10 protein-coding genes and 1 pseudogene are annotated in these 10,518 nt (G+C 69.1%); 8 read left to right on the forward strand and 3 right to left on the reverse strand.

Annotated features, from left to right (window positions below; genetic code table 11):
- The first annotated feature begins 208 nt into the window (after positions 1-208).
- From BZL64_RS34170 to pstB, 7 genes and pseudogenes are all read left to right on the forward strand, one after another.
- Entirely contained in the window at positions 209-2,440 is a 2,232-nt protein-coding gene (locus tag BZL64_RS34170) for an RNA degradosome polyphosphate kinase (protein WP_086772970.1), read from the forward strand.
- A pseudogene (locus BZL64_RS34175) lies at positions 2,421-2,825 on the forward strand (CHAD domain-containing protein); the annotation flags it as partial. The gene BZL64_RS34170 and the pseudogene BZL64_RS34175, both read left to right, overlap by 20 nt.
- 89 nt (positions 2,826-2,914) lie before the next feature.
- Positions 2,915-3,427 (forward strand): NUDIX hydrolase, encoded by a 513-nt coding sequence (locus BZL64_RS34180; protein WP_279634639.1) that lies wholly within the window; start codon positions 2,915-2,917, stop codon positions 3,425-3,427.
- Positions 3,428-3,674: 247 nt separating this feature from the next.
- A complete protein-coding gene (gene pstS / locus BZL64_RS34185; protein ID WP_086772965.1) occupies positions 3,675-4,805 on the forward strand; it encodes a phosphate ABC transporter substrate-binding protein PstS in 1,131 nt (376 codons plus the stop codon).
- Between the two features lie 137 nt (positions 4,806-4,942).
- Positions 4,943-5,953 (forward strand): phosphate ABC transporter permease subunit PstC, encoded by a 1,011-nt coding sequence (gene pstC / locus BZL64_RS34190; RefSeq protein WP_086772966.1) that lies wholly within the window; start codon positions 4,943-4,945, stop codon positions 5,951-5,953.
- Entirely contained in the window at positions 5,950-7,011 is a 1,062-nt protein-coding gene (gene pstA / locus BZL64_RS34195) for a phosphate ABC transporter permease PstA (RefSeq protein WP_086772967.1), read from the forward strand. The genes pstC and pstA overlap by 4 nt, the downstream gene beginning before the upstream one ends.
- Positions 7,012-7,055: 44 nt before the next feature.
- Positions 7,056-7,832 carry a phosphate ABC transporter ATP-binding protein PstB gene (gene pstB / locus BZL64_RS34200; protein WP_086772968.1) on the forward strand — a complete coding sequence of 259 codons (777 nt, stop codon included), beginning with the start codon at positions 7,056-7,058 and terminating at the stop codon, positions 7,830-7,832.
- Between the two features lie 139 nt (positions 7,833-7,971).
- Here the strand turns inward: pstB and BZL64_RS34205 are convergent, their stop codons facing one another.
- Together BZL64_RS34205 and BZL64_RS34210 are read right to left on the reverse strand one after the other, a co-directional pair.
- Positions 7,972-8,970 carry an inorganic phosphate transporter gene (locus tag BZL64_RS34205; RefSeq protein ID WP_086772969.1) on the reverse strand — a complete coding sequence of 333 codons (999 nt, stop codon included), beginning with the start codon at positions 8,968-8,970 and terminating at the stop codon, positions 7,972-7,974.
- A 7-nt stretch (positions 8,971-8,977) separates the two neighbouring features.
- Entirely contained in the window at positions 8,978-9,598 is a 621-nt protein-coding gene (locus BZL64_RS34210; RefSeq protein WP_073496855.1) for a DUF47 domain-containing protein, read from the reverse strand.
- A gap of 224 nt (positions 9,599-9,822) precedes the next feature.
- On the opposite strand from BZL64_RS34210, the gene BZL64_RS34215 reads away from it, so the two are divergent.
- A complete protein-coding gene (locus BZL64_RS34215; protein ID WP_073496857.1) occupies positions 9,823-10,164 on the forward strand; it encodes a metal-sensitive transcriptional regulator in 342 nt (113 codons plus the stop codon).
- 45 nt (positions 10,165-10,209) lie between these two features.
- Here BZL64_RS34215 and BZL64_RS40385 read toward each other — a convergent pair whose 3' ends face one another.
- A complete protein-coding gene (locus BZL64_RS40385) occupies positions 10,210-10,377 on the reverse strand; it encodes a hypothetical protein (RefSeq protein WP_167396239.1) in 168 nt (55 codons plus the stop codon).
- Between the last annotated feature and the right edge of the window lie 141 nt (positions 10,378-10,518).

Consider the following 10,518-nt stretch of genomic DNA (forward strand, 5'->3'; position numbering starts at 1 on the left):
CACCCCCGCGAGCCGCCCCCCGATATCCCGCACGCCATGTCTCCGTAACCATCGGTTCAGACGACCTTGCGACGCTCAGCCAATGAACCGTGCCGTGCCCGAGCCTTCGCCTCCCCCCGAGGACAAACGCCTCGACGGGAACGCCGCCGCGCTCCCCCGCGCACGTTCCGACGCGCCGGTGTCGCTGTCGGCGCGGAAGAATGGGGCCATGAGCCAGTCGCACGCCCAGGCCAAGGTCCAGCACGAGCAGCCCTCCGTGGGCTCCATAGCCGCGCACCGCCCGCACACGGTGGCCGCCGCGGTCTCCGATCTGGAACCCGACATCGACGCCGACCTCGACGGATACGAGGAGTCGCCGTACGACGGGCCCCAGCTGCCGCAGGGCCGCTTCCTCGACCGGGAGCGCAGCTGGCTCGCGTTCAACGAGCGGGTTCTCGAACTCGCCGAAGACCCGAACACGCCCCTGCTCGAACGGGCCAACTTCCTCGCCATCTTCGCGAGCAACCTCGACGAGTTCTTCATGGTCCGGGTGGCCGGGCTCAAGCGCCGTATAGCCACCGGCGTAGCCACCCGCTCCGCCTCCGGCCTCCAGCCGCGCGAAGTGCTGGAGATGATCTGGGCCCGCTCCCGCGAGCTGATGGCCCGGCACGCCGCCTGCTACCACGAGGACGTCGCCCCCGCCCTCGCGGAGGAGGGCATCCACCTGGTCCGCTGGAACGAACTGGCGGAGAAGGAGCAGGCCCGCCTCTTCACCCTGTTCCGGCATCAGATCTTCCCGGTCCTGACCCCCCTGGCGGTCGACCCGGCGCACCCCTTCCCCTACATCTCGGGTCTCTCCCTGAACCTCGCGGTGATCGTGCGCAACCCGGTCAGCGGGCACAAGCACTTCGCGCGCGTGAAGGTGCCGCCGCTGCTGTCCCGCTTCCTGGAGTGCTCCCCGGGCCGGTTCGTCCCCGTCGAGGACGTCATCGCCGCCCACCTGGAGGAGCTGTTCCCGGGCATGGAGGTGCTGGAGAGCCACGCCTTCCGCCTCACCCGCAACGAGGACCTCGAGGTCGAGGAGGACGACGCCGAAAACCTCCTCCAGGCCCTGGAGAAGGAACTCATGCGGCGCCGCTTCGGACCGCCGGTGCGCCTGGAGGTCGAGGAGTCCATCGACCGCGAGGTGCTCGACCTGCTGGTGCGCGAGCTGAAGATCAGCGAGGCCGAGGTGTACCCGCTGCCGGGCCCCCTCGACCTCACCGGCCTCTTCCGCATCCACGGCCTCGACCGGCCCGAGCTGAAGTACCGCAAGTTCATCGCGGGCGTCCACCGCGATCTGGCGGAGGTGGAGTCGGCGTCCGAGCCCGACATATTCGCCGCGCTGCGCAACCGGGACGTGCTGCTGCACCACCCGTACGACTCGTTCTCCACCTCCGTGCAGGCCTTCCTCCAGCAGGCGGCCGACGACCCGGACGTCCTCGCGATCAAGCAGACCCTGTACCGGACCTCCGGCGACTCCCCGATAGTCGACGCGCTCATCGACGCCGCCGAGTCCGGCAAGCAGGTCCTCGTCCTGGTCGAGATCAAGGCCCGCTTCGACGAGCACGCCAACATCAAGTGGGCGCGCAAACTGGAGGAGGCCGGCTGCCATGTCGTCTACGGCCTCGTCGGCCTGAAGACCCACTGCAAGCTGTCCCTGGTGGTCCGTCAGGAGGGCGAGACGCTACGGCGTTACAGCCACGTCGGCACCGGCAACTACCACCCGAAGACCGCCCGGCTGTACGAGGACCTCGGCCTGCTCACCGCCGACCAGCAGGTCGGCGCGGACCTCTCCGACCTGTTCAACAGGCTCTCCGGCTACTCCCGCCGCGAGACCTACCGCCGGCTGCTGGTCGCCCCCAAGTCCCTGCGCGACGGCCTGATCTCGCGGATCGACAAGGAGGTCCAGCACCACCGTGCCGGACGTCCCGCCCACGTCCGCATCAAGGTCAACTCGATGGTGGACGAGGCGATCATCGACGCCCTGTACCGGGCCTCCCAGGCCGGTGTCACGGTCGACGTCTGGGTGCGGGGCATCTGCGCCGTACGGCCGGGCGTGCCGGGCCTGTCGGACAACATCCGGGTCCGTTCGATCCTCGGCCGGTTCCTGGAGCACTCCCGGGTGTTCGGCTTCGGCAACGGCGGTGAACCCGAGGTGTGGATCGGCAGCGCCGACATGATGCACCGCAACCTCGACCGTCGTATCGAGGCACTGGTCAGGGTCGTGGACCCGGCCCACCGCGCGGCCCTGAACAGGCTGTTGGAGACCGGAATGTCGGACGCGACCGCCTCCTGGCACCTCGGCCCGGACGGCGAGTGGACCCGGCACGCGACCGACGCGGACGGCCAGCCCCTGCGCAACGTCCAGGAGATGCTCATAGACGCCCGGAGGCGCCGGCGTGGCACAGCAACACCATGACCTGACGGATTCCGCGGCCGGGCCCGCCGCCCCGCCCGTGACCGGAGAGGCCCTCGCGGGCTATCTCCGGGGCCAGGCCACCGAGTTCCTCCGGGCGCTGCGCCTGCACCGGGAGACCGGCGGCGGGCCGAGCGGCTCGGGCGGGGGCACGGCGGACGCCGTCGACGCGGCGCGCGCCCTGCGCCGCTCGGCCCGCCGGATCAGCGCCAGTCTGCACACGTTCCGCCCGCTTCTGGACCCCGGCTGGTCGGAGGAGATCCGCCCGGAACTGGCCTGGCTGTCGGGCACGCTGGCGCTGGAGCACGCCTGCGAGTCCCGCCTGGACCGGCTGCTGCTGGCGCTGCACCGGCTGTCGGGCGCGACGACGGTACCGACGCAGACCATCGGCACGGGCACGGGCACGTCCTGACCGACACGTCGTAGCCCGCACGCCGGCGTTCGTATACGGCAGGCCCCACGGATAGGCGGTGACCGGTGAGCATTCCCCACGACACTCCCGACGGCACTCCGCACGGCAGCGACGGCAGCGACGGCGGTCCCGACCGGACCACCGCCCAGACCGCCGACCGGACCTCCGGCCCGACCACCGTCCGGGCAGCCGGCTGCGTCCTGTGGCGCCGGTCGCCGGTCGGCGGTGAGCTGGAGCTATGTCTGGTCCACCGACCGAAGTACGACGACTGGTCGCACCCCAAGGGCAAGCTCAAGCGTGGCGAGGACTGGCTGGCGTGCGCCCTGCGCGAGGTGGCCGAGGAGACGGGGTACGCGGCGTGTCCGGGCCCCTACCTGCACGCCGTCCGCTATGTCGCCCAGGACCGCCCCAAGGAGGTCCGCTACTGGGCGGCCGAGGCGGAGGCCGGCCGTTTCGTCCCGAACGACGAGGTGGACCGGCTGCTCTGGCTGCCTCCGGCGGCGGCCCGCGAACGCCTCACCCAGCCGAGGGACGGCGCCCTCGTCGACGCGCTGCTGACCGCTCTGCACCTGACCTAGGCCTGTCCCAGCCCTGGTTCCGGCCGGAATCACCCTGTGTCCTCGGCGTGAGCGTTCCGTGACCTAACCACACCGCCTCCAGGGGTTCACCCCGCGTTCATTTAGGCCCATAGGCGGCTTCACCTGTTCTGCCTAATTTCGGCCTTACCCGGTGCGGTGCGCGACCTTCAAGGGAAGCGCTCGTGCCGCCACAGTCTTCGCACGCCGCCGGATTCAGGACGGCGGCTCCTGGAAGGATCTCCCTCAAGTGAAGCTTCAGCGCATGAACCGGCGGGCCCTCACCCTCGGTGCTCTCGCCGTCTCCGGCGCCCTGGCCCTCACGGCGTGCGGCTCCGACGACACCGGTACCAAGGGCAGCGGCAGCAACTCGGCCGCGGCCACGGGCGCCAGTGACATCAAGTGTGACGACGCCAAGGGCCAGCTCCTCGCCGACGGCTCCTCCGCGCAGAAGAACGCGATCGACGCCTGGGTCAAGAACTTCACCCAGGCCTGCAACGGGGTCCAGGTCAACTACAAGGGCTCCGGTTCCGGCGCCGGTATCACCGCGTTCACGCAGGGCACGGTCGCCTTCGCCGGCTCCGACTCCGCGCTGAAGCCGGAAGAGGTCGAGGCTTCCAAGAAGGTCTGCACCGGTGGCCAGGGCATCGACCTGCCGATGGTGGCCGGCCCGATCGCCGTCGCGTACAACCTGTCCGGTGTCGAGGACCTCGTCCTGGACGCGCCGACCATGGCGAAGATCTTCGACGGCAAGATCAAGAAGTGGAACGACGCGGCCATCGCGAAGCTCAACCCCGACGCGAAGCTTCCCGACCTCCAGATCCAGCCGTACCACCGCTCGGACGAGTCCGGCACCACGGACAACTTCACCAAGTACCTGATCGCCGCCGCGCCGAACGACTGGAAGTACGAGGGCGGCAAGGCCTGGCAGGCCAAGGGCGGCCAGTCCGCGTCCGGTTCCTCCGGCGTGGCCCAGGGCGTCAAGCAGACCAACGGCGCCATCGGCTACATGGAGCTGTCGTACGCCAAGGACGGTCTCGGCACCGTCGCCCTGAACACGGGTGCCGCCGCCCCGGTCAAGGCCTCCTCCGACGGCGCCACCAAGGCCGTCGCGGCCGCCAAGGTCGTCGGCACGGGCAACGACCTGGCGCTGAAGCTCGACTACACCACCAAGGCCGAGGGCGCGTACCCGATCACCCTGGTGACGTACGAGATCGCCTGCGACAAGGGCAACAAGGCCGACACCCTGCCGGCCACCAAGGCCTTCCTGCGGTACCTGGCCAGCGAGCAGGGCCAGGGCATCCTCTCGGGCATCGACTACGCGCCGATCCCCGACTCCATCATCACCAAGGTCCGCACCACCATCGAGGGCCTGAGCTGATCTGAAGGTGCGGTCCGGCGCCGGGGTCACCCGGCCCGGACCGCACCGTCCGGTGCACCGCCGCCAGGGGCCGCACGCACACCCGGCCCCGCCCGAGCCGCCCACCCATGAGCGGCTCCGCAGACCGGAGAACCCCAATGGACATATCGACACAGAAGACTGACCAAGCACCTCCCCCCACGGCCCCGCCGACCACGACCGAGCAGAAGCGCGCGGCGCGCGGCGCCACCCGGCCCGGTGACCGGATCTTCCTCGGTCTCTCCCGCGGGTCGGGCATCCTGCTGCTCGCGATCATGGCCGCGATCGCGGGCTTCCTCGCGTACCGGGCCTCGCTGGCCATCAGCAAGGACGACGCGAACTTCCTCACCGCCTTCGAGTGGAACACCGGCGTGATCCCGCCGAAGTTCGGCATCGCGGTCCTCGCCTTCGGCACGGTGGTCTCCTCGGTGATCGCCATGGTCCTCGCGGTCCCGATCGCCGTGGCCATCGCGCTGTTCCTCACCCACTACGCCCCGCGCAGGCTGCGCAGCCCGATCTCGTACGTGATCGACCTGCTCGCCGCCGTACCGTCCATCGTGTACGGCCTGTGGGGCGCCCTGATCCTCGTACCGCAGATGGACGGCCTCTTCGGCTGGCTGGACGAATACCTGGGCTGGACCGGGATCTTCTCCTGGGACCAGGGCGCTCCGCGCTCGATGCTCACCGTCGGCATCCTCCTGGCGATCATGATCCTGCCGATCATCACCAACGTCAGCCGCGAGGTCTTCCGCCAGGTCCCGCAGATGCACGAAGAGGCGGCCCTGGCCCTCGGCGCCACGCGCTGGGAGGTCGTGCGGATGTCCGTGCTGCCGTTCGGCCGCTCCGGTGTGATCTCCGCGTCGATGCTCGGCCTCGGCCGCGCCCTGGGCGAGACGATGGCCGTCGCCACGGTCCTCTCCCCCGACTTCGACATCCACGCCAGCCTGCTCAACCCGGGCGGTGGCACCTTCGCCCAGAACATCGCCAGCAAGTTCAACGAGGCGTCGGAATTCGGCCGGGACGCGCTCATCGCCTCCGGTCTGGTCCTGTTCGTCATCACGCTGCTGGTCAACGGCGCGGCCCGCGCGATCATCGCCCGCCGCAAGGAGTACTCGGGGGCCAACGCATGAGCCACGCCGTCGTCAACGACAAGCGCCCCAGCACCCTGCGCGGCGCCAGCCTGCCGAAGTGGTCCCCCTGGGCCATCGCGGCCGGCTCCATCGCCCTGGCCGTGGTCATCGGCCTGGCCGGGGGCCTCGACAGCCGCGCCCAGTGGGGCCTGATCGCCGGCCTCCTCTTCCTGCTGGGCACCTATGGCATCGCCGCTCGCGTCGAGGGCCGCCGGCAGGCCAAGGACCGCATCGCCACCGCCCTCGTCTGGGTCGCGTTCCTCATCGCCATCGTGCCGCTCGCCTCGCTGATCTGGGCGACCGTGCAGCGCGGCACGAAGGTCCTGGACGTCTACTTCCTGACCCATTCCATGGGCGTCGTCGCCGACTCCGAGGCCGGCGGCGGCATCTACCACGCCATCATCGGCAGCCTGGAACAGGTCGGTCTCGCCACCCTGATCGGCGCCCCGATCGGCATCCTCACCGCGATCTACCTGGTGGAGTACGGGCGCGGGAACCTCGCGCGCGCCGTCACCTTCTTCGTGGACGTCATGACGGGCATCCCGTCGATCGTCGCGGGCCTGTTCATCCTCAGCCTCATGCTGATGTTCGACATGCAGCCCTTCGGCTTCGCCGGTTCGCTGGCGCTCGCCATCCTGATGATGCCGGTCGTCGTACGCTCTACGGAGGAGATGCTCAAGCTCGTCCCCAACGAGCTGCGCGAGGCCTCCCTCGCCCTGGGCATCCCCAAGTGGCGCACGATCCTGAAGGTGGTCGTCCCGACCTCCATCGGCGGCATCATCACCGGCGTCATGCTGTCGGTGGCCCGCATCGCGGGTGAGACCGCCCCTGTCCTGCTCCTCGTCTTCGGCAACCCGTTCATCAACACGAACCCGTTCGAGGGCGCGCAGGCGTCCCTGCCGCTGTACATCTACCAGCAGTACTCGCAGAGCGCGGGTTCGACGGCGGCGTACGACCGTGCCTGGGCGGCCTCGCTCACGCTGATCGCCTTCGTGATGATCCTCAACATGGTGGCCCGCGGCATCGCCCGCTGGAAGGCCCCGAAGACCGGTCGCTGACGGCGACCCCCACAGCGACCGACTCCGGAAGTGAAGTAGAAGACATGGCCAAGCGAATCGACGTAAGCGGACTGACCGCGTACTACGGCTCCCACAAAGCGATCGAGGACATCTCGATGACCGTCGAACCGCGTTCGGTGACGGCGTTCATCGGCCCCTCCGGCTGCGGCAAGTCGACGTTCCTGCGCACGCTGAACCGCATGCACGAGGTCACCTCCGGTGGCCGCGTCGAGGGCAAGGTGCTCCTCGACGACGAGGACCTGTACGGCCACGGCATCGACCCGGTGTCGGTGCGGCGCGAGGTCGGCATGGTGTTCCAGCGCCCGAACCCGTTCCCCACGATGTCGATCTTCGACAACGTGGCGGCGGGCCTGCGGCTGAACGGCAAATACAAGAAGAACGAGCTGCAGGACGTCGTCGAGAAGTCCCTCAAGGGCGCGAACCTGTGGAACGAGGTGAAGGACCGCCTCAACAAGCCCGGCTCGGGCCTCTCCGGCGGCCAGCAGCAGCGTCTGTGCATCGCGCGGGCGATCGCGGTGGAGCCGAACGTCCTGCTGATGGACGAGCCCTGCTCCGCGCTCGACCCGATCTCCACCCTCGCGATCGAGGACCTGATCGGTGAGCTGAAGGAGCGCTTCACGATCGTCATCGTGACGCACAACATGCAGCAGGCGGCACGTGTCTCCGACCGCACGGCGTTCTTCAACCTGTCGGCCGTCGGCCAGCCCGGCCGGCTGATCGAGATAGACGACACGGAGCGCATCTTCTCCAACCCGTCCGTCCAGGCCACCGAGGACTACATCTCGGGCCGCTTCGGCTAGAGATCCCGGACCCCTCGCGGTGCTGCATGGCGGTGCCACCGCGAGGACGCAGAAGAGCCCGCCCCCTGGCTCCCGGGGGGCGGGCTCGCGCGTTGTACGGGGGCGGCACCGGCACAGCGGCACCGCCCTGGCGGCGTCCCTACAGGAACACCAGGTTGACGATCCAGAAGGCGCAGGCCGCGACGACCCCCGCCGCCGGCATGGTGATGAACCAGCCCAGCACGATGTTCTTGGCGACGCCCCACCGCACGGCGTTGACCCGCTTGGTCGCGCCCACGCCCATGATCGCCGACGTGATGACGTGCGTCGTCGAGATCGGCGCCTTGAAGAGGAACGCCGACATGAACATGATCGAGGCGCCCGTCGTCTCGGCCGCGAAGCCCTGCGGCGGGTCCAGCTCGATGATCTTGCGCCCCAGGGTCCGCATGATGCGCCACCCGCCGGCGTACGTACCGAGCGACAGCATCACCGCACAGGCGATCTTCACCCACACCGGAATCGGGGCGTCGGCGCTCTGCACATCGCCGATGACGAGGGCCATCACGACGATGCCCATCGTCTTCTGGGCGTCCTGGAGGCCGTGCCCGAGCGCCATCCCGGCCGCCGACACGGTCTGCGCGATCCGGAAACCGCGCTTGGCCTTGTGCGGGTTGGCCCGGCGGAACAGCCACATGATCGCGCACATCACCAGATAGCCGGCGATCAGGCCGACGACCGGCGAGACGAACATCGGGATGACGACCTTGTCCAGCACGCCGGACCAGATGACGTCCGTACCGCCCGCCAGTGCCGCGCCCACCATGCCGCCGAACAGCGCGTGGGACGAGGACGAGGGCAGCCCGAAGTACCAGGTGATCAGGTTCCAGACGATGGCGCCGACCAGCGCCGCGAAGAGGATGCCCATCCCCTTCGAGCCCTCGGGCGTCTCGATCAGACCCTTGCTGACGGTGTGCGCGACCCCGCTGCCGAGGAACGCGCCCGCGAGGTTCATCACCGCGGCCATGGCGAGCGCCGCCCGCGGGGTCAGCGCCCGCGTCGACACCGACGTGGCGATGGCGTTCGCCGAGTCGTGGAAGCCGTTCGTGTACGTGAATCCGAGCGCGACCCCGATGGTCACGATCAGTGCGAAGGTGTCCATGAAGAGGTCAGGACTCCTTGACCGCGATGGTCTCCACCGTGTTCGCCACGTGCTCGAAGGCGTCCGCGGCCTCCTCCAGCACGTCCACGATCTGCTTGAGCTTCAGCACCTCGATCGCTTCGTACTTGCCGTTGAAGAGGTGGGCGAGCAGCTTGCGGTGGATCTGGTCGGCCTGGTTCTCCAGCCGGTTGACCTCGATCCAGTACTCGGTGAGGTTGGACATGGTCCGCAGGTTCGGCATGGCCTCGGCGGTCAGCTCGGCGGCCCGCGCCAGCACCTCGATCTGCTGCTCGACGCCCTTGGGCAGTTCCTCGACGTTGTAGAGGACGACGAGGTCGACGGCCTCCTCCATGAAGTCCATGATGTCGTCGAGGGACGACGCGAGGTTGTAGATGTCCTCGCGGTCGAACGGCGTGATGAAGGAGGAGTTCAACTGGTGGAAGATCGCGTGGGTGGCGTCGTCACCGGCGTGTTCAGCGGCCCGCATACGCTCTGCGATCTCGGCCCGGCCGGCGGTGTCCGCCCCGAGCAGTTCCATGAGGAGTTTCGAGCCCGTGACGATGTTGTCCGCGGACGCGGCGAACATGTCGTAGAAGCTCGTCTCCCTGGGGGTCAGACGAAAGCGCACGTGGGGTCCTCAGGATGCATCGGTTTCGGTCAGGCTGATGCTAGGCGCATCATCCGGCCACGGCTAATGGGCCGCCCACCAGTGTCACCCATCGCCTGCGGCGACCGGCAGCGGGGCCGCCCGGTGGTCCGGTCCACAGGCCGCCGACAGCGGCGGCCACAGGCCCTATACCCGGCAAAGTTCGGTACGATATACCCAGTAGGGGTATATGTCTGGAGGACATCATGACGACCACCGAGGCCGGGGCGGCCACCGAAGAGGTCGTGACCGACCACGACCGCGGTGTGCACGGCTACCACAAGCAGAAGGACGAGCACCTCAAGCGCCTGCGCCGCATCGAGGGGCAGATCCGCGGCCTGCAGCGCATGGTCGAGGAGGACACCTACTGCATCGACATACTCACCCAGGTGTCCGCCTCCACCAAGGCACTGCAGTCCTTCGCGCTGCAACTGCTGGAGGAGCACCTGCGCCACTGCGTCGCCGACGCCGCCGTCAAGGGCGGCGACGAGATCGACGCCAAGGTGGAGGAGGCCACGAAGGCCATCGGCCGCCTGCTGCGGACCTGACCACTCCCCCGCGTCCACGGGGAGCGTCGGCAGGAGGCCCGCCCGTCATCCGGCGCGGGCCTCGCGCTCCTCGGCCACCCTGAGCACCTCGTCGATGCTCTCCAGGCTGAGCCGTTCCTCGGCGGCGGAGGCCGCGATGATCAGCTCCCCGCACAGTTCGATCTCGGCGAGGGCCACGTGGTCCTGAACCGCCGTACCGCGAACCGGAGCCACGCGCATCACCTCGTCCCTGCCGTCACCGACTTCCTAGAGTAGGGAGCGGCGTACAGACCGCGCATGGCACGGACGGGCTAGTCCTCATACCGGTTCCATGGCCGAATCCAGCCCCCACCACACCATCACGCCCCGCCACGC

The organism is Streptomyces bobili, from assembly GCF_002154575.1.
GTDB lineage: Bacteria > Actinomycetota > Actinomycetes > Streptomycetales > Streptomycetaceae > Streptomyces > Streptomyces bobili.

Bases quoted from the DNA above. Each gene is read 5' to 3' on its own strand.
- BZL64_RS34170 (WP_086772970.1), top strand. From the start codon at position 209: ATGAGCCAGTCGCACGCCCAGGCCAAGGTCCAGCACGAGCAGCCCTCC.
- pstC (WP_086772966.1), top strand. From the start codon at position 4,943: ATGGACATATCGACACAGAAGACTGACCAAGCACCTCCCCCCACGGCC.
- pstA (WP_086772967.1), top strand. From the start codon at position 5,950: ATGAGCCACGCCGTCGTCAACGACAAGCGCCCCAGCACCCTGCGCGGC.
- pstB (WP_086772968.1), top strand. From the start codon at position 7,056: ATGGCCAAGCGAATCGACGTAAGCGGACTGACCGCGTACTACGGCTCC.
- BZL64_RS34205 (WP_086772969.1), bottom strand. From the start codon at position 8,970: ATGGACACCTTCGCACTGATCGTGACCATCGGGGTCGCGCTCGGATTC.
- BZL64_RS34215 (WP_073496857.1), top strand. From the start codon at position 9,823: ATGACGACCACCGAGGCCGGGGCGGCCACCGAAGAGGTCGTGACCGAC.